We start from the raw sequence: 21,946 nt of genomic DNA, 5'->3' as shown, positions 1-21,946 counted from the left end.
GAAGTAGTTTAGAAGCGGAAGTGCGAGAACGCCTTGTTGGCTTCGGCCATGCGGTGAACTTCGTCACGCTTCTTCATGGCGCCGCCACGGCCTTCGGCCGCTTCCAGCAGTTCATTGGCCAGACGCTGAGACATGGACTTCTCACCACGCTTGCGAGCCGATTCTTTCAACCATCGCATGGCCAGAGCCATCCGGCGGACAGGGCGAACTTCCACGGGAACTTGGTAGTTCGCACCGCCAACGCGGCGTGACTTCACTTCGACCATTGGTTTGACGTTGTTCAACGCGACCAAGAACACTTCCATTGGGTCCTTGCCGACCTTCTTTTCGACTTGTTCCAGGGCGCCGTAAATGATGCGCTCTGCAACAGCCTTCTTGCCCGATTCCATGATGACGTTCATGAACTTGGACAGATCAACATTGCCGAATTTTGGATCAGGCAGGATCTCGCGCTTGGGTACTTCGCGACGACGTGGCATGGGATTCTTCCTTATGCTTCAGTTGGTACGGGCTTATGCCCTGCACCGTTGGACGATCACCGACATCTGGGACCATCCACTTACTCGGTTTGCTGCATCCTTAATGGATGACATCGAAACCGCAAAAACGCCTGGCGCCCGCATGATGCAGGAACCGGGTGACTCTTTGATTACTTCTTCGGACGCTTGGCACCGTACTTGGAACGCGACTGCTTGCGGTCTTTCACGCCTTGCAAGTCCAGCGAACCGCGCACGATGTGGTAACGCACACCTGGCAAGTCCTTGACACGACCGCCGCGCACGAGCACAACGCTGTGCTCTTGCAGATTGTGGCCTTCACCGCCAATGTACGAGATGACCTCGAAACCATTGGTCAAACGAACCTTAGCAACCTTACGCAAAGCGGAGTTAGGCTTCTTAGGAGTCGTGGTGTAGACGCGGGTGCAAACGCCGCGGCGCTGCGGGCAATTCTGCATTGCCGGCGACTTGGATTTCGTGACCTCGGCCTGACGGCCGTGGCGCACGAGCTGATTGATGGTTGGCATAGGTAACTTGTTCCCGTTTGAAGTCACACGCTTCGGCAGAGTCGCTCAGAATGAGCGCAAACCTTGAAATAACGGTGTCGCGCCGGCCTCAAAATCCTTGAAGTCACTCGCAACAAGGTGATTTGGCCACGCGAAATGCGCAGCAAGGCCTGCCGAAGAGCCTGCGATTGTAGACCAAATCACTATTAAGATACAAGCCCAGTACTTTCCGCGGCCCCTGCCGGCCTTGTGCCCGGGGCTTTTGCGTCTAAAGACTGGAGGGAAAGCCATCTTTCCCTATCGCCCCGCCGCCTTATTCACCCCCTCTCCTTCTCCTGGTTCATGCTTGAACAATCCTCTACTCCAGTAAACCCGAGTTACGACGGCGGCATTAAGACGGTCATTGACACCCAAGTCGTCATGGATTGGTTGGTGTTCAAGAATCCGGCAGTGAGCCCGATTGTGGAACGGGTGGAATCAGGGGCGCTGCGATGGCTTGGGCTGATGAACATGCGGGAGGAAATGTTGCACGTCCTGGGTCGAGGCATCGCGAGCAGCTATGGGCCCGACCTGGAATACATCGTGCGCATGTTCGAGCAGCACTGCCACCTGATGGCCTCAGTCCCGCCGCCTGCGGTACGTTTGGTTTGCCGCGACAAGGACGATCAGATGTTCATTGATCTAGCCCTGGCCTCGGGCTCGCGATGGCTGATTTCGAGGGACCGAGCCGTGTTGGCTCTTGCCAAGCGAGCAGCCAAGGTGGGATTGGAAGTCCTGAGTCCTGAGAAGTGGATTCACCTCCACTCGAAATCCTTCCCGGAATAAAAAAGGCCGCCCGAGGGCGGCCTTTTGCCGAAAGAGTTCGGATAAAAGAGCAGTGCTGAGCACCGCTCTTTGGAGCTTACTCTGCCGATCCTTCGGCACCTGCATCCACATGCGCCATTTGCGCAGAAGCCAATTCCTCGGCTTCTTGCTGAGCAATGGCGCGACGCTCGGCGTCGTCCATCTTCTCCTTGGCGTAACGGGCACGGTGGAAAGCCATACCAGTACCAGCAGGAATCAAACGGCCGACGATGACGTTTTCCTTCAAGCCGCGCAGCTCGTCGCGCTTGCCCATGATGGCAGCCTCGGTCAGCACGCGGGTGGTTTCCTGGAAGGAAGCCGCAGAGATGAAGGAGTCGGTCGACAGCGAAGCCTTGGTGATACCCATCAGCACGTCCACATGGGTGGCAATCAGCTTGCCTTCCTTGCGCAGACGATCGTTGGTATCCAGCAGTTCCGAACGCTCGACCTGCTCGTTGATGATGTACTTGGAATCGCCCGGGTTGACGATCTGAACTCGACGCAGCATCTGGCGAACGATCACCTCGATGTGCTTGTCGTTGATCTTCACACCTTGCAAGCGATACACGTCCTGCACTTCGTCAACGATGTAGCGAGCCAGCTCTTCCATGCCCAGCAGGCGCAGGATGTCTTGTGGGTCGGCAGCGCCGTCCACAATCAATTCGCCGCGGTTGACCACCTGGCCTTCGTGCACCAAGATGTTCTTTTCCTTGGGCACCAGCTCTTCGTGCTTCTTGCCATCGGGGTCGGTGATTTCCAGGCGGTTCTTGCCCTTGGTCTCCTTACCGAAGGACACCGTACCGGTGATCTCGGCCAGCACGCCCACATCCTTCGGCGAACGGGCTTCGAACAACTCGGCCACACGCGGCAGACCGCCGGTAATGTCTCGAGTCTTCTGACCTTCCATCGGGATACGCGCCAGCACTTCGCCCGGAGCCAGATCCTGGCCGTCGCGCACTTGAATCAGCGAGCCCACCGGGAAGCCGATGGTCACCGAGTGGTCGGTGCCAGGGATCTTGACTTCGTTGCCATTGACGTCCAACAGCTTGACCTGCGGGCGCACGACCTTGGCGGCACCACGACGCTTGGCGTCGATCACCACCAGAGTCGACAAACCGGTCACTTCGTCGACCTGCTTGGCCACGGTGACGCCCTCTTCCACATTCTCGAACTTCGCCTGACCGGCGAATTCGGTAATGATCGGACGGGTCAGCGGATCCCAGTTGGCGAGGATGGTACCGGCCTTGACGGCCTGATCTGCACGGATGCTCAACACGGCACCGTAAGGCACCTTGTGACGCTCACGCTCACGGCCGTGCGGGTCAGCAATGATGATTTCGCCGGAACGGCTAATCACCACCAACTCGCCCTTGCCGTTGGTCACGTAACGCATGGTGGCGTTGAAACCAATCAAACCTTCAGACTTGGCGTCCACGCTCGAAGCCACTGCTGCACGCGAAGCCGCACCACCGATGTGGAAGGTACGCATGGTCAGCTGTGTACCTGGTTCACCGATCGACTGAGCGGCGATCACGCCGACAGCTTCACCGATGTTGACCAAGCCACCACGACCCAGGTCGCGGCCATAGCAATGAGCGCACAAGCCGTAGCGTGTCGCGCAAGTCAGCGGCGTGCGGACCTTGATTTCGTCCACGCCATGCGTTTCCAGCATGTCGAGGGTGTCTTCGTCCAGCATGCTCAGGGCAGGCAAGACGACGGCTTGGGTCTCGGGGTGCAGCACGTCGATGGCTGTGACACGACCCAACACGCGGTCGCGCAGCGATTCGATCACTTCACCACCTTCGACCAAGGCGCGCATCGCCATACCGTTGTCGGTACCGCAATCGTCTTCGATCACCACCAAGTCTTGCGTCACGTCCACCAGACGACGAGTCAGGTAACCCGAGTTCGCAGTCTTCAAAGCCGTATCCGCCAGACCCTTACGAGCACCGTGGGTGGAGATGAAGTACTGCAACACGTTCAGGCCTTCGCGGAAGTTCGCCGTAATTGGCGTCTCGATGATCGAGCCATCCGGCTTGGCCATCAGGCCCCGCATACCAGCCAACTGACGAATCTGAGCCGCAGAACCGCGAGCGCCCGAGTCGGCCATCATGTAGATCGAGTTGAAGGACTCTTGATCCACTTGTGCGCCATGACGGTCGGTGGTCTTTTGCTTGGACAGCTGGCTCATCATGACCTTGCCGACTTCGTCGCCGGTCTTGCCCCAGATGTCCACCACCTTGTTGTAGCGCTCGCCGGCTGTCACCAGACCGGAGATGTACTGCTGCTCGATTTCCTTGACTTCCTTCTCGGCGCGCTCGATCAGCTTTTGCTTCTCTGGCGGCACCAACATGTCGTCCACAGCGATCGAGATACCGGCGCGTGTGGCCAGACGGAAACCGCTTTGCAGCAGCTTGTCTGCCAAGACCACGGTCTCCTTCAGACCGCATTTGCGGAACGAAGTATTGATCAGGCGCGAAATTTCTTTCTTCTTCAGCGCCTTGTCAATGTTCGAGAACGGCAGACCCTTGGGCAAGATTTCGCTCAGCAGGGCGCGACCGACGGTCGTGCTCACCAGCTTGGTCTCAGGGATCCACTCGCCTTCAGCCGCACCCTTGGTGTACTGAACCATGCGTACGTTGATACGGGCGGTGATTTCAACCGCACCGTTTTCCAGGGCGCGAATCAGCTCGGAGATGTCCGAGAAGACCATGCCTTCGCCCTTGCCGTTGATGCGCTCGCGGGTCGCGTAGTACAGACCCAGCACCACGTCTTGCGAGGGCACGATCGACGGTTCGCCGGAGGCCGGGAACAGCACGTTGTTGGAAGCCAGCATCAGCGTGCGGGCTTCCATCTGCGCTTCGATCGACAGCGGCACGTGAACAGCCATCTGGTCACCGTCGAAGTCGGCGTTGAAGGCCGAGCAAACGAGTGGGTGCAGTTGGATGGCCTTGCCTTCGATCAGCACAGGCTCAAAAGCCTGAATGCCCAAGCGGTGCAGCGTAGGCGCACGGTTCAACAGAACCGGGTGCTCCTTGATGACCTCTTCCAGGATGTCCCAGACCACGGCGGAGCCGGATTCGACTTCCTTCTTGGCGGCCTTGATCGTCGTCGCGATGCCCATGGCTTCGAGGCGCGAGAAGATGAAAGGCTTGAACAGCTCCAGGGCCATCAGCTTGGGCAGACCGCACTGATGCAGCTTCAGGGTTGGGCCCACCACGATGACCGAACGGCCCGAGTAGTCGACGCGCTTACCCAGCAAGTTCTGACGGAAACGACCGCCCTTGCCCTTGATCATGTCGGCCAAGGACTTCAGTGCGCGCTTGTTGGCGCCGGTCATGGCCTTGCCGCGACGACCGTTGTCCAGCAGCGAGTCCACGGCTTCCTGCAACATGCGCTTTTCGTTGCGCACGATGATCTCAGGGGCCTTCAACTCCAGCAGGCGAGCCAGACGGTTGTTGCGGTTGATGACGCGACGATACAAGTCGTTCAGGTCGGAGGTCGCGAAACGGCCGCCGTCCAGCGGCACCAGCGGACGCAGGTCCGGCGGCAACACGGGCAGCACTTCCAGCACCATCCAGTTCGGCTTGATGCCCGAACGCTTGAAGGCCTCCATGACCTTGAGGCGCTTGGAGTTCTTCTTGACCTTCAGCTCGGAGCCGGTCATGTCGTTGCGCAGGCGATCGATCTCGATGTCGAGGTCCATCTCTTCCAGCAACTTCTTGATGCCTTCGGCGCCCATCAGCGCGATGAATTCGTCACCGAATTCCAGGCGCTTCGCGTCGTAGTCGTCTTCGGTCATGATCGCGAACTTCTTCAGCGGGGTCATGCCGGGGTCAACGATCACATACGCTTCAAAGTACAGCACGCGTTCGATGTCACGCAGCGTCATGTCCAGCACCAAGCCCAAGCGCGAAGGCAGGGACTTCAGGAACCAGATGTGAGCGCAAGGCGCGGCCAGGTCGATGTGACCCATGCGGTCGCGACGAACCTTGGTCTGAGTGACTTCAACGCCGCACTTCTCGCAGATCACGCCGCGGTGCTTCAGGCGCTTGTACTTGCCGCACAAGCACTCATAGTCCTTGATCGGGCCAAAGATCTTGGCGCAGAACAGGCCATCACGCTCGGGCTTGAAGGTGCGGTAGTTGATGGTCTCAGGCTTCTTCACTTCACCGAAAGACCACGAGCGAATCTTCTCGGGCGATGCAAGCCCGATCTTGATGGCGTCGAAGTGTTCATCCGGGGTGAACTGCTTGAACAGGTCCAGTAAGCCTTTCATGGCTTTCTCCTAATTTGTGGTTGGAAACGAATCTGAAAAACAAAGAGGAACAGAGCGGCCGCCGCAGCGGCGCTCTGTCACACAAAGCTCTTAGTTGCGTTCCAACTCAATATCGATACCGAGCGACCGGATTTCCTTGACCAACACATTGAACGACTCCGGCATGCCGGCTTCGATCGTGTGCTCACCCTTGACGATGGATTCGTACACCTTGGTACGGCCATTCACGTCGTCGGACTTGACCGTCAGCATTTCCTGCAGGATGTAAGAGGCGCCGTAAGCTTCCAGCGCCCACACTTCCATCTCACCGAAACGCTGGCCACCGAACTGAGCCTTACCACCCAGCGGCTGCTGCGTGACCAAGCTGTACGGGCCAGTCGAACGGGCGTGCATCTTGTCGTCCACCAAGTGGTGCAGCTTCAGCACGTGCATATAGCCCACCGTGGTCGGGCGCTCAAAGCGCTCGCCGGTGCGGCCATCAGACAGGTAAGCCTGAGTGCGCGTCTCGGTCAGACCCTTCTTCAGGGCGATGTCGTCCGGATAAGCCAGCTTCAGCATGGCGCGGATTTCATCTTCCTTGGCGCCGTCAAACACGGGCGTTGCGAAGGGCACGCCGTTGCTCAGGTTCTTGGCCATCTCGACGATTTCTTCGTCGTTCAGGTCCTCCAAGTGTTCCTTCTTGCCGCCGGACTGGTTGTACAGCTCGTCGAAGAACTTGCGCAGTTCGGCCACACGGGCTTCTTGCTGCAGCATGTCGCCGATGCGCTGGCCAATACCCTTACCGGCCCAGCCCAAGTGAACTTCCAGCACCTGACCCACGTTCATCCGCGAAGGCACGCCCAGCGGGTTCAGCACGATGTCAGCGGTAGTGCCGTCGGCCATATAAGGCATGTCTTCGATCGGAGTGATCTTGGACACAACACCCTTGTTGCCGTGACGGCCGGCCATCTTGTCACCCGGCTGCAAGCGACGCTTGACGGCCAGGTAAACCTTGACCATCTTCAGCACGCCAGCGGGCAGCTCGTCGCCTTGCGTCAACTTCTTGCGCTTCTCTTCGAAGGCCAAGTCGAAGCTGTGGCGAGTCTGCTCCAGCGAGTTCTTGATGCTTTCCAGCTGATTGGCGATGTCGTCTTCCGCAGGACGGATGTCGAACCAGTGGAACTTCTCAACGCCAGCCAGATAGGCCTTGTCGATCACGGTGCCCTTGGCGATCTTCTGCGGACCACCATTGGCAACGCGGCCCACCAGCAACTTCTCGATACGGTCGAAGGAGTCAGCCTCCACGATGCGCAACTGATCGTTCAGGTCCAGACGGAAGCGCTTCAGCTCATCATCAATAATTTGCTGAGCGCGCTTGTCACGCTGGATGCCTTCACGGGTGAAGACCTGAACGTCGATGACGGTGCCCGAGGTGCCTTGGTCGACACGCAGGGACGTGTCTTTCACGTCGGAAGCCTTCTCGCCGAAGATGGCGCGCAGCAGCTTCTCTTCCGGAGTCAGCGTGGTTTCGCCCTTAGGCGTGACCTTGCCGACCAGCACGTCGCCGGCGGTGACTTCAGCACCGACGTAAACAATGCCCGACTCGTCCAAACGGCCGAGTTGTTGCTCGGACAAGTTCGGGATGTCGCGGGTGATTTCTTCGCTGCCCAGCTTGGTGTCACGTGCATTGACCACCAACTCTTCGATGTGAATCGAGGTGTAGCGATCTTCAGCAACCACACGCTCCGAGATCAAGATCGAGTCTTCGAAGTTATAGCCGTTCCAAGGCATGAAGGCGACCAGCATGTTCTGGCCCAGCGCCAATTCACCGATGTCGGTCGAGGCGCCGTCAGCAATGATGTCTTCGGCAGCCACGCGATCACCACGCTTCACGATCGGACGCTGGTGAATATTGGTGTTCTGGTTGGAACGCTGATACTTGATCAGGTTGTAGATGTCGACGCCGACTTCACCCGCCACCGTTTCTTCGTCGCGAACGCGAATCACGATACGGTTGGTGTCGACATAGTCAACCACACCGCCGCGACGCGCGGCCACCACAGTGCCCGAGTCCTTGGCCGCCACACGTTCAACACCAGTACCGACCATGGCCTTTTCAGGACGCAGGATTGGCACCGCTTGACGCTGCATGTTGGCGCCCATCAATGCGCGGTTCGCATCGTCGTGCTCGAGGAATGGCACCAGCGAGGCCGCAACGGACACGATCTGAGTCGGCGCCACGTCCATGTACTGGATACGCTCGGGCGAGGTCAGCACCGATTCGCCGTTCTCACGAGCCGACACCAGTTCGTCGGTCAGCGAGCCTTCGGTGCTCAGTGTCGCGTTCGCCTGGGCGATCACGTACTTGCCTTCTTCGATGGCCGACAGATAGTCGATCTGGGTCGTCACCTTGCCATCAACGACGCGACGGTAAGGCGTTTCCAGGAAGCCGTACTCGTTCAGCTGTGCGTACAGAGCCAAGGAGTTGATCAGACCAATGTTCGGGCCTTCAGGCGTTTCGATTGGACAGACACGACCGTAGTGAGTCGGGTGCACGTCGCGGACTTCAAAGCCTGCGCGCTCACGCGTCAAACCGCCAGGGCCGAGGGCGGAAACACGACGCTTGTGCGTGATTTCCGACAGCGGGTTGGTTTGGTCCATGAACTGCGACAGCTGCGAGGCACCGAAGAATTCCTTCAGTGCCGCCGAGATCGGCTTGCTGTTGATCAGGTCATGCGGCATCAGGGCTTCGGTCTCGGCCTGGCCCAGACGTTCCTTGACGGCCTTTTCGATACGAGCCAGGCCCGAGCGGTACTGGTTCTCGGCCAGCTCACCCACGCAGCGCACGCGACGATTGCCCAAGTGGTCGATGTCATCGACTTCGCCGCGGCCATTGCGCAGCTCGACCAGGATCTTGACGACGTCCAGGATGTCCTCGTTGGACAGCGTCATCGCGCCTTCCGGCGTGTCGCGGCCGGCACGGGCGTTGAACTTCATCCGGCCCACGCGCGACAGATCGTAGGTGTCAGCGTTGTAGAACAGACGGTTGAACAGCGCTTCGACGGCGTCTTCCGTCGGCGGCTCGCCGGGGCGCATCATGCGGTAGATGGCGACGCGGGCAGCCAGCTGGTCGAAGGTTTCGTCGGTGGCCAGGGTTTGGCTGATGTAGGCGCCTTCGTCCAGTTCATTGGTGAACAGGCACTGGACGTCCTTGATGCCAGCGGCGCGCAGCTTCTTCAGCAGCGCATCGGTCAGCTCGTCATTGGCCTTGGCGATGATTTCGCCGGTGTCGCCGTCGACCATATTCTTGGCCAGCACGCGGCCGAGCAGGAAGTCTTCGGGCACGGTGACGTGCTGAGTGCCAGACTGCTCCAGCTGACGGGTGTGGCGCGCGGTGATGCGCTTGTCCTTCTCGACGATGACGGCACCGCTCTTGTCGGTGATGTCAAAGCGAGCGACTTCGCCCTTCAGGCGGTCGGCCACGAATTCCATCTGCGCACCCACGTCCATCAGACGGAAGTTGTCGAAGACGAAGAAGTGGGCCAGGATCTGCTCGGGGTTCAGGCCAATGGCCTTGAGCAGGATGGTGACCGGCATCTTGCGACGGCGGTCAACGCGGAAGAACAGGATGTCCTTGGCGTCGAATTCAAAGTCCAACCACGAACCGCGGTAAGGAATGATACGGGCCGAGAACAGCAGCTTGCCGGACGAGTGGGTCTTGCCCTTGTCGTGCTCGAAAAACACGCCGGGCGAACGGTGCAGCTGCGAGACGATGACACGCTCGGTGCCATTGACGATGAAGGAACCATAGTCGGTCATCAGGGGCACTTCGCCCATGTAGACCTCTTGTTCCTTGATTTCCTTGACGGTCTTCGCCTGGGGCGATTCACGGTCATAGATGATCATTTGCAGGCGCGCGCGCACGGCGGCTGCATAGGTCAAGCCACGCTGCTGGCACTCGCGAGTGTCAAACGGTGGCTTGGCGATATTGAATTCGAGGAATTTCATTTCCACGAAACCGTTGTGCGAAACAATCGGGAACGCGGAAAGGAAGGCTGCCTGCAAGCCTTCGGGCTTACGCTTGGCGGGAGGAACATCCTTTTGCAGGAAAGCGACGTAAGCCTCTTTCTGCATGGTGAGCAAATAGGGAACGTTGAGAACGCTCTCACGCTTGCCGAAGCTCTTGCGGATTCGCTTGCGCTCGGTAAAGCTATAGGGGGTTGCTTGCGCCATAAACACTCCGTGTCGAGAGCCCACCCCTGGCCGTGGGACGGGCTTCGTCGGCGACTGGCTACTCGAGCATTGCGCTCGCGCTTGGTGGTTGGCCACTACCAACCGCTGGCGGACAACCCCGGCCACATGCTCATGTGAAACCGAAGTCCGACCAAACCGGTTCTCTGCAGTCGGATCAGAGAACACTTGAAAGAACCGCGCATCATACCTCGCGCGAAGCTTTCAACTATCCTCAAGCGGATTAACCCTTGAAAACGCTAAAAGGGGAGGCCGTGAGGCCACCCCTTCAAACCCTTCAAACTGCTGTGCACTGAGTCGCCCTGGGCCCTCGTCAGGAGGGGCGACTGTCGCAGCATAGCCGCTTGCGAGTCAAAACTAAACAAGTGGGCATGACGAGCATGCCCGCTTGCAAGATCATTACTTGACGTCGACCTTGGCGCCAGCTTCTTCCAACTTCTTCTTAGCGGCTTCAGCGTCAGCCTTGGCAACACCTTCCTTGACAGCCTTAGGAGCGGCGTCAACCAGGTCCTTAGCTTCCTTCAGGCCCAGACCGGTGATTTCGCGAACAGCCTTAATGACCGACACCTTGTTGGCGCCGACGTCAGCCAGGATCACGTTGAACTCGGTCTGCTCTTCAGCAGCAGCTGCGCCACCAGCAGCGCCGCCAGCGGCGGGAGCGGCCATAGCAGCGGCGGACACGCCGAACTTCTCTTCAATGGCCTTGACCAGGTCATTGAGTTCCAGAACGGTCATAGCGTCCAGGGCGGTGATGAATGCGTCTTTATCGAATGCCATTTTTGGCTCCTAGATTCAGTTAATGGTTGCTTTAACAGCAGATCGTTCAGGCAGCAGGCGCGGCTTCGGCTTCTGCCGGAGCAGCTGCACCACCACGTTGCTCGGCCACAGCGGCCACGACGCGCGCGAAGCGCGACACGGGCGACTGCATGAGACCCAACAGTTGCGACAGCAAGACTTCCTTGCTGGGCACCGAAGCCAAGGCTTTCACGCCATTGACATCCAGAGCCTTGCCACCGTAGGCGCCGCCTTTGATGATCAGTTTGTCGTTGGTCTTGGCAAAGTCAGCAATGACTTTGGCCGCGGCCACAGCGTCTTCAGAAAAGCCATAGATCAGCGGGCCGACCATGCTCTCCGAGGCGCACTCGAACGGTGTACCGGCGACAGCACGACGCGCCAGGGTGTTCTTCAGCACGTGAAGATACACACCCTTGGCACGCGCTTCGACGCGCAGCTTGTTCAGGTGATCAACGGTGAGGCCACGGTATTCGGCCAACGCCAGGGTCTGCGACTTTGCCGCTTGGGCTGCCACATCCGTAACGACGGCTGCTTTCTCGTTGCGATTGAGACTCAAGGTCTACTCCTCACAAAAAACGTGTCCTTTGTCTTGCGACTCCAGACACACCCGGGTTCAGCGACCTTCTGTCCAGGCAACCTGTGCCCACCTTGTAGGGGGACACAAATCAATCCTTTTCAGCGGGACCGCCATCTGCGCTGGCTTCAAGTCGAACCGGAATTCAACCTTCCATTAAGCGAATGCCCGAAAGCATTCACGCCAGCGGTCTTGGATGACGCGAACGGGACCTAAGCCCCATTCGCCCCACCAATCTTTAAGCACAGCGCCAGACTCGCGCTGCGCAAACTTTTCGCAATTAAGCGGAAGCTTGAGCGTTGATGCTGGCCACTTCAACACGGGCGCCAACGCCCATGGTGGAGGACACAGCCACCTTGCGCAGGTAAACACCCTTGCTGCTGGCTGGCTTGGCCTTGTTCAAGGCTTCGATCAGTGCGCGCAGGTTGCCTTCCAGCTTGTCGGTGTCGAACGAGCGACGGCCGAGGGTGCCGTGAATGATGCCGCCCTTGTCAACGCGGAACTGGACTTGACCAGCCTTGGCGTTCTTGACAGCGGTTGCGACGTCAGGCGTCACAGTGCCGACCTTGGGGTTAGGCATCAGGCCGCGAGGACCCAGCACTTGACCCAGGGTACCGACGATACGCATGGTGTCAGGCGAGGCGATGACCACATCGAAAGGCATGTCGCCAGCCTTGATGCGCTCAGCCAAGTCTTCCATTCCGACGATGTCAGCACCAGCGGCCTTGGCTTCTTCAGCCTTGGCGCCTTGGGCGAACACAGCCACGCGCTTGGTCTTGCCAATGCCGTGAGGCATGACAACCGCGCCGCGAACGACTTGGTCAGACTTCTTGGAATCCACACCCAGTTGCACAGCAACGTCGATGGACTCGTCGAACTTGGCGGTGGCCAGGCTCTTCACCAGGTTCAGCGCTTCGGTCAGCGAGTACAGCTTGGTGGTCTCGACCTTGCCTTGCAAGGCCTTTTGGCGTTTAGTCAGCTTTGCCATCTCAGACACCCTCCACCAGCACGCCCATCGAGCGAGCGGAACCAGCAATCGTACGAACCGCTGCGTCCATATCGGCAGCAGTCAGGTCCTTGGTCTTGATCTTGGCGATTTCTTCCAACTGGGCGCGGGTCAGCTTGCCGACCTTTTCCAGATGAGCCTTGGAAGAACCCTTGTCGATCTTGGCCAACTTCTTGATCAGGGCGGTCGCGGGGGCCGACTTGATGACGAAGGTGAAACTCTTGTCTGCGTAGGCGGTAATCACCACCGGCAGCTTCATGCCTGGCTCATGACCCTGCGTTTGCGCATTGAACGCCTTGCAGAATTCCATGATGTTCAGGCCGCGCTGACCCAGCGCAGGACCCACTGGAGGCGAGGGATTAGCCTTACCTGCCGCTACTTGCAGCTTGATAAAGCCGACAATTTTCTTGGCCATAATTTCTCCTTACAGAACAACGGCGGCCTCGCCATCGTCCTTGAGTGCTAGCGCAAGGGGCTAGAGGTTTACACCTCGTACCCTTGCTCCTCTTGTTCACATCTCGTCGTGAACTGACTACGGACAGGAGGCCAAAGTCTTGCAACTGTGGCGAGCCCTGTCAGGCTCTTGATTCTTGATGACCTTTTGACTTCGAGGCCTCTCGGCCTCTTGTCGGAAAGTCAAACGAACATTGTTCGTCAGACTTTTTCAACCTGCGCGAAGTCCAACTCCACGGGCGTGGCACGACCGAAAATTGTGACGGAAACGCTGACCTTGGACTTGTCGTAGTTGACAACTTCGATGGCGCCGTTGAAATCCGTGAACGGACCTTCCTTGACACGCACGATCTCACCAACCATCCACTCGACCTTGGGCCGCGGCTTCTCGATGCCTTCCTGCATCTGGTTGACGATCTTCATCACTTCGGCTTCCGAAATCGGAGCCGGGCGATTCTTCGCGCCACCCACAAATCCCGTCACCTTGGAGGTGTGCTTGACCAAGTGCCAGGTGTCATCTTCCATGACCATTTCAACCAGCACATAGCCCGGGAAGAAACGGCGCTCGGTCACGGCCTTCTTGCCGTTCTTCAACTCAACCACTTCTTCGGTCGGCACCAAGATGCGGCCGAATTTGTCTTGCATGCCAGCGCGATCAATGCGCTCACGCAGATTGCGCTCAACCGCCTTTTCCATGCCCGAGTAGGCATGCACAACGTACCAGCGCTTCGGAAGTCCCACCGGTGCTGCCGCAGCAGCTTCGGTCACGACGTTTGCCAATTCTTCAGTCATTGCAATCCTTCAACGCTTCTAAAACGCGAACAGCACAAAGCGATCAGCGCTTCCAGCCCAAGACCAGGTCGTACAAGACCCATTCCAGCGTCTTATCGGTCAACCACAGAAACAGCGCCATGACCACCACGAAGGCAAACACATAGCCGGTCATTTGGCGCGCCTCTTTGTGCGTCGGCCACACGACCTTGCGCACTTCACGGACCGAATCTCGACCGTAAGCGATCAAGGACTTGCCCGCTTCAGAGGTGAAAAACGCAGCCACGGCCGCCGCCAACAAGACCAACAAAGCCGCCCACTGAGCGATTGGACCCTGCTTGGCCAGCGCGTAATACGCCACCAGGCCCGCAGCCAACAGCACGACCGCGCCAGCCAACTTCGCCTTGTCTGCGCTGGTTGTTACCGTTTCAACTTGAGAATTGGACATTGATTCTTTTCCATGCCCGGCCATCAGCGCGGGCATTCAGTATTTTCGGCGGATATTTGACCGCACCCATCAGCAGCAAAGCCCGCCGGGATGAACTCCCGCGGGCCGATTGCTTTCTTGCCTTGTCCCAGCAACCGTGATCAGCGGCTACTGGCAGGGGCGGAGGGTCTCGAACCCCCGACCTTCGGTTTTGGAGACCGACGCTCTGCCAATTGAGCTACGCCCCTGTGGCGTCAAATATTTAGGCAATGATAGTTGCAACCACGCCCGAACCGACGGTACGGCCACCTTCGCGGATCGCGAAGCGCAGACCGGTTTCCATGGCGATCGGAGCGATCAGCTTCACGGTGATGCCGACGTTGTCGCCAGGCATGACCATTTCCTTGTCGGCCGGCAGCTCAACAGCGCCAGTCACGTCCGTGGTACGGAAGTAGAACTGAGGACGGTAGTTGTTGAAGAACGGAGTGTGACGGCCGCCTTCTTCCTTCGACAGCACATACACCTCAGCCGTGAAGTGAGTGTGTGGCTTGATCGAACCGGGCTTGCTCAGCACTTGGCCGCGCTCGACGTCTTCACGCTTGGTGCCGCGCAGCAAGATGCCTACGTTGTCGCCTGCTTGACCTTGGTCCAGCAGCTTGCGGAACATTTCCACGCCAGTGACGGTGGTCTTCTGAACGTCGCGGATACCCACGATTTCGATTTCTTCACCGACCTTGATGATGCCGCGCTCGATACGACCGGTCACCACAGTGCCGCGACCCGAGATCGAGAACACGTCTTCCACCGGCAGCAAGAAAGCACCGTCCATGGCGCGCTCAGGCGTAGGGATGTAGCTGTCCAGCGCGTCGGCCAAACGGAAGATGGCTTGTTCGCCCAGATCGCCCGTGTCGCCTTCCAGAGCCAGCTTGGCCGAACCCTTGATGATGGGGGTATCGTCGCCAGGGAAGTCGTACTTGGACAGCAGCTCGCGCACTTCCATTTCGACCAGTTCCAGCAACTCAGCGTCATCCACCATGTCGCACTTGTTCAGGAAGACGATGATGTACTTCACGCCGACCTGACGAGCCAACAGGATGTGCTCGCGAGTCTGGGGCATTGGGCCGTCAGCGGCCGAGCACACCAGAATAGCGCCGTCCATCTGAGCGGCGCCGGTGATCATGTTCTTCACATAGTCAGCGTGGCCGGGGCAGTCCACGTGGGCGTAGTGACGGCCAGCGGTTTCGTACTCGACGTGAGCGGTGTTGATCGTGATGCCGCGAGCCTTTTCTTCAGGCGCCGCGTCGATCTGGTCATAGGCCTTGGCCTCGCCGCCGAACTTCTTCGACAGCACGGTTGCGATCGCAGCCGTCAGGGTGGTCTTGCCATGGTCCACGTGACCGATGGTGCCGACATTGACGTGCGGCTTGGTGCGTTCAAACTTGCTCTTTGCCATTTCTGCGCTCCTGCGAGGACCTGATCAGATCAGAAGAAAAACACTCAGAGAAAATAGGTGGTGCCCATGACGCGGATCGAACGCGTGACCTCTCCCTTACCAAGGGAGTGCTCTACCACTGAGCCACATGGGCATCGACACGGGTTTGCAGACTCAAACAAAACAACAAACCGGTATCGACGACTAAATACCAACCAACTGGAGCGGGAGACGGGAATCGAACCCGCGTGATCAGCTTGGAAGGCTGGAGTTCTACCATTGAACTACTCCCGCCCGGGAGCCTTACCTCTCCACTTCCGAGGGATCGAGTCGCCGGCTTTTACCGACGACTCGAATCACGAAAAGTGTTTGCCTTGGTGGAGGAGGCTGGATTCGAACCAGCGTACGCGTTAGCGGGCAGATTTACAGTCTGCTGCCTTTAACCACTCGGCCACCCCTCCGAGGCAAGCCCGCAACTATAGCACAGCATTTTTGCGAGCCCAAGCAATTTTTTGAAATTCTTCTGCAGAGGCCGATTTTCAAGCCCCGCACCCGAGCTCACCCGGCCACCCGCAACCCAATATGCCCGCACTCCAACGGCAGACCCCACCCGCTTGGCAACCTCACCACGCAACAGGCAGGCAAGCTGAAGCACCCCGTAACTCGGTCAACCCAAAAGCACAAGGTCAAGCCCACAAGTCGCGCCACACCCCACAAAACAGGGGCAAATTCAACACCCCTCCCCGGATAAACCCGTAACCAAGCTGAAACATTTCGTCAAGACAAGCCCAAAAGTCATGGTGGCGGCGCCACGACAACAAGGGAAAACACGCAAAGAAAAGTGGTAGCAAAGTGGCACTAGTGAATCGTATAGTGGCATGGCATTGGTTGCATTGATACGTCATTGGCGGCACCGAGCACCTACCAAATGGTCCATCAATTGGTATGGTTTAGGTTCCACGTGCTAACAGGCCGAGTCCGAAAATCTTGGCCAAATCGAGGAAGAGAAATGAAGGTCAAACAGAGCCCTATCGCAGCTGCCGTCGCCCTGACGCTGCTGAGCGTCTCGCTGGCGGCCCAGGCCCAGCAGGCCGAGACCAAGCAAGACACTGCTCAGCTGGAGCAAGTGGTCGTGACTGGTATTCGTGCGTCGCTGCAATCGGCAGTGAACATCAAGAAGAATGCCAACGCCGTCGTTGACGCCGTTTCGGCCGAAGACGTGGGCAAGCTGCCTGACGCCGACGTGGGCCAAGCCCTCGGCCGTATCCCTGGCGTGTCGGTGGGCCGTGACTTCGGCGTCGGCGCTTCGGTGTCCATCCGCGGCACAGACCCGCAAATGACCTACACCACGCTGAATGGCCAATCGATGGCCTCGACCGGCTGGTATGACCAAAAAGCGATTGACCGCTCGTTCAACTACTCTTTGCTGCCCTCCGAACTGATTGGCGGCATGGAGGTCTACAAGACTTCGCAAGCCGACATCACTGAAGGCGGCATCGGCGGTACCGTGATCGTCAAGACACGCAAGCCTCTCGATCTGGCGCCCAACACGGCTTTTGTCGGCCTCAAGCTGGGCAAGGGCACCGTCAGCACCGACCTGAACAAGGAAGGCTCGGCGCTGTACAGCTGGCGCGATTCGCAGAAGAAGTTCGGTGTTTTGGTTGCCGGCGCAATCGAAAAGGGTGATTACATTCGTCGCGGTATCGAGGCCGACGGCCGTTGGTCTGGCGACGTGGTGCCGGGCACCTTCTTCCAAGAAAAGCAGCGCTCTGCTGTCAATGTGACCCTGCAAGCTCGCCCCACCGCGGGCCTGGAACTGGGCTTGAACTACACCCGCCTGGAATACAAGGCACCTGCCGGCAACACCACGCACTACGCTTTCACGCTGGAAGATCCGGGCAAGGCCTATGCCCCGACTGGCGCTTGCACTTTGCCTAACCCGACAAAGGGCCTCTTGTGCCTGAAGACCAAGCTGGACGCCTCGAACGAATCCAGCACCTTCATGCAGACCTGGGCGCGTGACGCGACCATGAGCTCGGACAGCCTGGTGCTGAACGGTTCCTTCAAGGGCGACAACTTCAAGCTGGACGCCGTGGCCGGCACCACCAAGGCTGACGGCGGCACTTCCTTGACCAGCAACTACAGCTACGTCGGCTGGGGTAATGCGCCGCTGATGCCCAAGTGGCAAGGTACAACTGACGCCACCGGCAAGCAAATCGTCATGACCCCGAGCAAGGACATGAGCGTGCCTCTGTCGAGCCTGCCGAAGGATTCCGGTCCTGAGACTTGGGCGACCGCTCGCGGCCCCAACAAGGACAAAGAGAACTTCCTTCAGTTGGATGCCACGGTTGATCTGGACTGGGGCGTGCTGACCTCATTCAAGACCGGTGCTCGCGCCACAACGCACACCTTCACCAAGACTGAGTACCGTCCGACTTTCGTGACAACCCCTGTGACAGCTCCGACTTCGAGCCTGTTCAATGGTTCGATGGCTGTTGGCACCCCCGGCTGGAGCGTTCCGAAGCCGAATCTGTCCGCCATGTTCAACCTGGCCAAGGCCAATGTGAAGGACTGGGTCGAGTCGCGCGGTGGCTACGGTGAACTGGAAGAGAAGAACACCGCCCTGTACGGCATGTTCGACTTCGAGAAAGACCAGTTGCACGGTAACTTCGGTCTGCGTTACATCCACACTGACGCCAAGGCATCCTCCTACTTCTACGACGGCAAGACCGACCTGACGGCCGTGGTGGAAGCCAACCGTGGCTGGAGCACCACCAAGAAGAACACCGAGGCGTCTTACGGCGACTGGCTGCCAAGCTTGAACCTGGTCTATGACCTGAGCAAGGAAATGAAGCTGCGCGCAGCCGCTTCGAAGGCCATCACCCGTCCGAACTACGACAATATGTTCATCGGTGGTTCCACTGCTGGCTGGAATGACACATTGCCAGGCAATGAGACCGTGACCTTCGGCAATGTTGCACTGAAGCCGATGAAGTCGAACCAGTTCGACTTGGGCCTGGAGTACTACTACGGCCGTGGCAACCTGGTCGCAGTGACTTACTTCTACAAGAAGATCGACAACTTCATCACCACCGACACACTGGTCAACCAGCAAATCGGTTTGGTCAGCCCAGACACCGGCAAGGACAACTGGACGATCAACACCTACAAAAACGCTGGTGGCGGCAAGATCAACGGCATTGAAGCTCAGATCAACCACGGCTTTGGCAATGGCTTCGGTACCTCGGTGAACTACACCTACACCGACGCTTCGGCCCCAGGCAAGAGCTACCAAGACGAGTTGAATCTGTTCACTTTGTCGTCCAAGCACAATGCGAACTTGGTCGGCTACTGGGAAGATTCGACCTACTCGGCTCGCTTGGCCTACAACTGGCGCTCGAAGTACATGGTTCGTGAAACCGGCTACTACAGCAACCGCATGCACGACGCCTTCGGTTCGCTGGATCTGAGCTTGGGCTGGAACGTGAACGACAAGCTGCGTGTCAGCTTCGACGCCACCAACCTGCTGAAGAAGGATGACATCCAGTACGGCGCCGCCGGTGCCAGCACCACCCTGCGTTCTTCTTTGAAGGAAGGCTATCCCGCCTGGTCCTTCATGGGTGAAACGACTTACCGCCTCGGCCTCAGCGCCAAGTTCTGATCAGGTTTAAACCTCTGACAGTAAAAAGCCCGGCAACTGCCGGGCTTTTTTTATGGGTCGTAAAAATCAATAGTCGAAAAAGGTATTGACCGTTAATCGTCCTCGGCGAGGATCATCACAAATACCAATACCAGGATTGATGCATGCGCTGTGCAGCAAACTTCCTGGATAGACCACCAAGCGATTGAAGCGGGCGGGCATCATGCCGAGAAAAGTAAAGTGCTCATCTGAGTCATCGAAGTACCTCGGTTTGGGCGGCTGGCGCCGCAGTTCTTCGTAATACACATCTGAATAACGCGACAAATTCTCTGGCGTAATCTTCTGGATCCCAGTCGCCGCGTGTCTATAAAAACCTGTGCCGCCATGCTCCGGCCCGCACAAGTACAAAAGTACTGCCATATGGTGCGCTGAGCTGGAGTCGAAATGCGGGGTTCTTTGCATTGCACCCAAAACATCCGGCGCCACCGTGGTCAGAGAGAACTCACAAGCGCTCTTGTTTGGCGAGAGATGCTCCGGCACTTGAAAATTCACTTTGATCAAAGGATCCAAGAGCTCGACCAGCGTCGCGGAATACTCAGCTGGCGCCCTTGCCCGAACTCCCGGGTAGCCCTTTTTCTGATCAAAACCTGGGCACGGCAGGAATTGGCTTTGACTCGCAGCCTCAAGCATTAAATCGGGATCGGTCAAGAAATCATCAATGAAAACGACCTGATGTTCACCGACCTGAACCGACTGTATGTCTGGCGGCATACGAAGAGAGATAGCGGAACTCATGAAATTACCTTTTGGAAATCAGTCGATTGCTGCGCAAAGTCAGGCTCGCTGCATACTCTGGTAAGCCGATTTAAAGCCGTCAAGCCATTCGCGATGCCCCATCAATTTCTGAGAGAGAGATTTCTCTAGGTTCTTGACGTTTTGGAGTTCTTGCTTGAAGACCTGCAACTCGGCGCCGGTCATGCCCTTTTCAAGCGTCTTGTACTTCATGCCGTAAAGCACAAACAAAAAATTCTCCACATCAAATAGATCGAAGCGACTGAAAAAATCAGATTTCTTTGGCGCATTGAATTTCCACATGGCAAGACGCTCGGCAAGAACCTCAGACAACTTAGGCTGTAAGGTGCTCAATCGCCAAAACTCAGAATCGCGCCGATCTGAAATGCAGTAATGCAGTTGAACAAAGTCCATCACCCGCTCCCAGGTGTATGCCACGACTTTGTTGCAATAGGCCGAAGCAGCCGACATACCCTCCTTCTCGAGCGAGAAGTTGCGCGCGAATAGTTCGGCGGCGAGATCCGTCACAAATATGGATGTGGCTTCCAAGGGCTCCACAAAACCCTGGGCCAAGCCTAGCGCCACGACGTTTTTGCACCAAAACTTTTCGCGGTAGCCAATTTTCATCGGGATTTTCCGCGGGCTGAGGCTGTCAGCGGGCACACCGACATGCGCCGCCAAACCCTGCAGCGCCTGCGCTTCCGTCATATGGGCGCTGGCATAGACAAAGCCAACTCCGCGCCGATTCGTCAAGGGAATGTCCCAAAGCCATCCTGCCTGGTGCGCCTTGGCCAAGGTGTAAGGTGGTATTTCCGCGCCCGCCTCAGTGGGGATCTGAACCGCCAAAGCAGAATCCGTCAAGATCTGATCCGACTTATCGACAAAAGGCACTTGTAAGCGTTTACCTAACAGCAAGGAATGAAATCCACTGCAATCGACATAGAAGTCGAAATACAGTTTTTCGCCCTCCTGAGTCAGCAAATAGTCGACCTCCCCTTGCTCATTGAGGCAGGCCTCAAGCACCGTGGCCTGTTGATGCTGAACCCTTAATCTCTCTTTGGCATTCTTGGCCAATAGCTGGCCAAACTTCACCGCATTGAAGTGATAGGCGTAATTAACCGGGCCTTCAAACGGGGCGGAAGCAATCTCTTTCGGTGATTTCATCGCGTCCGCCAGTCCCGGCACTTCGGTAACGGCCGCGAACTCCATAGCCTGAGCTTGCTGCAAATAAAGTGACGTGGTGTCGATGCCGGCGGGATAGGGGCTCGCGAATGGATGGTAATAATAATTGGAATGCCCCAGAGCGTTTGGCGCCATCCAATCTACAAACTTGATTCCGACCTTAAAGGTCGTATCGCAGGAGGCTAGAAGGTCCGCCTCTGAGATACCAAACTTCATCAAGGACTTGCGGATATGGGGCACCGTCCCCTCTCCAACCCCGATGATTCCAATCTCAGGGGATTCAATCACTGTGATCGTGACGTCCTGCTCGGCACGGAGTTCCACTGCCAGATGATTCGCCGCCAGCCAACCCGCAGTTCCACCGCCAATGATGGCTATTCTTTTTACTCGCATAAGACAATTTCCATAACAAAGGAATGACGCCGAATCAATGACTTGCCGACTTTCCGATAGAAAGCGAAAGATCGGACGGATTGGAGACTCCGGCGCTGCTCTTTTCTTGCTTGAAAAACATTCTTG

Annotated in this window: 15 protein-coding genes and 4 tRNA genes; 2 read left to right on the top strand and 17 right to left on the bottom strand. The window is 57.7% G+C overall.

The annotated features are described in order from the left end of the window. Positions 1-8 precede the first annotated feature (8 nt). Together rpsG and rpsL are read right to left on the bottom strand one after the other, a co-directional pair. Entirely contained in the window at positions 9-479 is a 471-nt protein-coding gene (gene rpsG, locus LNV06_RS14900; RefSeq protein ID WP_263539068.1) for a 30S ribosomal protein S7, read from the bottom strand. 170 nt (positions 480-649) lie between these two features. Beyond that, complete coding sequence (rpsL, locus tag LNV06_RS14895; RefSeq protein ID WP_102766011.1) at positions 650-1,024, bottom strand: 30S ribosomal protein S12; 375 nt, start codon at positions 1,022-1,024, stop codon at positions 650-652. Between the two features lie 321 nt (positions 1,025-1,345). On the opposite strand from rpsL, the gene LNV06_RS14890 reads away from it, so the two are divergent. Then, positions 1,346-1,828 (top strand): PIN domain-containing protein, encoded by a 483-nt coding sequence (locus LNV06_RS14890; protein ID WP_263539067.1) that lies wholly within the window; start codon positions 1,346-1,348, stop codon positions 1,826-1,828. A 76-nt stretch (positions 1,829-1,904) separates the two neighbouring features. Here LNV06_RS14890 and rpoC read toward each other — a convergent pair whose 3' ends face one another. The 13 genes from rpoC to LNV06_RS14825 all read right to left on the bottom strand — a co-directional run bounded on the left by rpoC (position 1,905) and on the right by LNV06_RS14825 (position 16,274). After that, positions 1,905-6,125 carry a DNA-directed RNA polymerase subunit beta' gene (gene rpoC, locus LNV06_RS14885; RefSeq protein ID WP_263539066.1) on the bottom strand — a complete coding sequence of 1,407 codons (4,221 nt, stop codon included), beginning with the start codon at positions 6,123-6,125 and terminating at the stop codon, positions 1,905-1,907. A gap of 90 nt (positions 6,126-6,215) precedes the next feature. Next, positions 6,216-10,337 (bottom strand): DNA-directed RNA polymerase subunit beta, encoded by a 4,122-nt coding sequence (gene rpoB / locus LNV06_RS14880; protein ID WP_263539065.1) that lies wholly within the window; start codon positions 10,335-10,337, stop codon positions 6,216-6,218. 417 nt (positions 10,338-10,754) lie between these two features. Next, positions 10,755-11,132, bottom strand: coding sequence for a 50S ribosomal protein L7/L12 (gene rplL / locus LNV06_RS14875; protein WP_263539064.1), 378 nt, complete (start codon positions 11,130-11,132; stop codon positions 10,755-10,757). A 46-nt stretch (positions 11,133-11,178) separates the two neighbouring features. Next, on the bottom strand, positions 11,179-11,706 hold the full coding sequence (gene rplJ, locus LNV06_RS14870; RefSeq protein ID WP_263539063.1) for a 50S ribosomal protein L10: 528 nt from the start codon (positions 11,704-11,706) through the stop codon (positions 11,179-11,181). Between the two features lie 298 nt (positions 11,707-12,004). Further along, entirely contained in the window at positions 12,005-12,712 is a 708-nt protein-coding gene (rplA, locus tag LNV06_RS14865; RefSeq protein WP_263539062.1) for a 50S ribosomal protein L1, read from the bottom strand. A 1-nt stretch (position 12,713) separates the two neighbouring features. After that, a complete protein-coding gene (gene rplK / locus LNV06_RS14860; protein ID WP_263539061.1) occupies positions 12,714-13,145 on the bottom strand; it encodes a 50S ribosomal protein L11 in 432 nt (143 codons plus the stop codon). Between the two features lie 239 nt (positions 13,146-13,384). Continuing rightward, positions 13,385-13,975 (bottom strand): transcription termination/antitermination protein NusG, encoded by a 591-nt coding sequence (gene nusG, locus LNV06_RS14855; RefSeq protein WP_263539060.1) that lies wholly within the window; start codon positions 13,973-13,975, stop codon positions 13,385-13,387. 43 nt (positions 13,976-14,018) lie between these two features. Continuing rightward, positions 14,019-14,402: a preprotein translocase subunit SecE gene (gene secE / locus LNV06_RS14850; RefSeq protein WP_263539059.1), complete on the bottom strand. Its 384-nt coding sequence runs from the start codon at positions 14,400-14,402 to the stop codon at positions 14,019-14,021. Positions 14,403-14,553: 151 nt separating this feature from the next. Then, positions 14,554-14,629: transfer RNA gene (locus tag LNV06_RS14845), tRNA-Trp, on the bottom strand. A 14-nt stretch (positions 14,630-14,643) separates the two neighbouring features. After that, on the bottom strand, positions 14,644-15,834 hold the full coding sequence (gene tuf, locus LNV06_RS14840) for an elongation factor Tu (RefSeq protein WP_263539058.1): 1,191 nt from the start codon (positions 15,832-15,834) through the stop codon (positions 14,644-14,646). A 58-nt stretch (positions 15,835-15,892) separates the two neighbouring features. Beyond that, positions 15,893-15,967 (bottom strand) — tRNA-Thr (locus LNV06_RS14835). Positions 15,968-16,033: 66 nt separating this feature from the next. Then, positions 16,034-16,107, bottom strand: a tRNA-Gly gene (locus LNV06_RS14830). 81 nt (positions 16,108-16,188) lie between these two features. Further along, positions 16,189-16,274 (bottom strand) — tRNA-Tyr (locus LNV06_RS14825). Positions 16,275-16,822: 548 nt separating this feature from the next. Here LNV06_RS14825 and LNV06_RS14820 point away from each other — a divergent pair. After that, positions 16,823-19,474 (top strand): TonB-dependent receptor, encoded by a 2,652-nt coding sequence (locus LNV06_RS14820; RefSeq protein WP_263539057.1) that lies wholly within the window; start codon positions 16,823-16,825, stop codon positions 19,472-19,474. A 66-nt stretch (positions 19,475-19,540) separates the two neighbouring features. Here the strand turns inward: LNV06_RS14820 and LNV06_RS14815 are convergent, their stop codons facing one another. After that, positions 19,541-20,248 carry a DUF6445 family protein gene (locus LNV06_RS14815; protein ID WP_263539056.1) on the bottom strand — a complete coding sequence of 236 codons (708 nt, stop codon included), beginning with the start codon at positions 20,246-20,248 and terminating at the stop codon, positions 19,541-19,543. Between the two features lie 39 nt (positions 20,249-20,287). Beyond that, positions 20,288-21,820 (bottom strand): tryptophan halogenase family protein, encoded by a 1,533-nt coding sequence (locus tag LNV06_RS14810; protein ID WP_263539055.1) that lies wholly within the window; start codon positions 21,818-21,820, stop codon positions 20,288-20,290. Positions 21,821-21,946 lie beyond the last annotated feature (126 nt).

This window comes from Paucibacter sp. Y2R2-4 (assembly GCF_025717535.1).
Classification (GTDB): Bacteria; Pseudomonadota; Gammaproteobacteria; order Burkholderiales; family Burkholderiaceae_C; genus Paucibacter_A.
This window is presented reverse-complemented; position numbering and strand designations above follow the sequence as displayed.

What these genes read in the sequence shown, in the direction of transcription:
- LNV06_RS14890 (WP_263539067.1), top strand. Translation starts at nt 1,346, where the DNA reads ATGCTTGAACAATCCTCTACTCCAGTAAACCCGAGTTACGACGGCGGC.
- tuf (WP_263539058.1), bottom strand. Translation starts at nt 15,834, where the DNA reads ATGGCAAAGAGCAAGTTTGAACGCACCAAGCCGCACGTCAATGTCGGC.
- nusG (WP_263539060.1), bottom strand. Translation starts at nt 13,975, where the DNA reads ATGACTGAAGAATTGGCAAACGTCGTGACCGAAGCTGCTGCGGCAGCA.
- rplL (WP_263539064.1), bottom strand. Translation starts at nt 11,132, where the DNA reads ATGGCATTCGATAAAGACGCATTCATCACCGCCCTGGACGCTATGACC.
- LNV06_RS14820 (WP_263539057.1), top strand. Translation starts at nt 16,823, where the DNA reads ATGAAGGTCAAACAGAGCCCTATCGCAGCTGCCGTCGCCCTGACGCTG.
- rpsL (WP_102766011.1), bottom strand. Translation starts at nt 1,024, where the DNA reads ATGCCAACCATCAATCAGCTCGTGCGCCACGGCCGTCAGGCCGAGGTC.
- rpoB (WP_263539065.1), bottom strand. Translation starts at nt 10,337, where the DNA reads ATGGCGCAAGCAACCCCCTATAGCTTTACCGAGCGCAAGCGAATCCGC.
- rplK (WP_263539061.1), bottom strand. Translation starts at nt 13,145, where the DNA reads ATGGCCAAGAAAATTGTCGGCTTTATCAAGCTGCAAGTAGCGGCAGGT.
- rpsG (WP_263539068.1), bottom strand. Translation starts at nt 479, where the DNA reads ATGCCACGTCGTCGCGAAGTACCCAAGCGCGAGATCCTGCCTGATCCA.
- LNV06_RS14815 (WP_263539056.1), bottom strand. Translation starts at nt 20,248, where the DNA reads ATGAGTTCCGCTATCTCTCTTCGTATGCCGCCAGACATACAGTCGGTT.
- rpoC (WP_263539066.1), bottom strand. Translation starts at nt 6,125, where the DNA reads ATGAAAGGCTTACTGGACCTGTTCAAGCAGTTCACCCCGGATGAACAC.
- rplA (WP_263539062.1), bottom strand. Translation starts at nt 12,712, where the DNA reads ATGGCAAAGCTGACTAAACGCCAAAAGGCCTTGCAAGGCAAGGTCGAG.
- secE (WP_263539059.1), bottom strand. Translation starts at nt 14,402, where the DNA reads ATGTCCAATTCTCAAGTTGAAACGGTAACAACCAGCGCAGACAAGGCG.
- LNV06_RS14810 (WP_263539055.1), bottom strand. Translation starts at nt 21,820, where the DNA reads ATGCGAGTAAAAAGAATAGCCATCATTGGCGGTGGAACTGCGGGTTGG.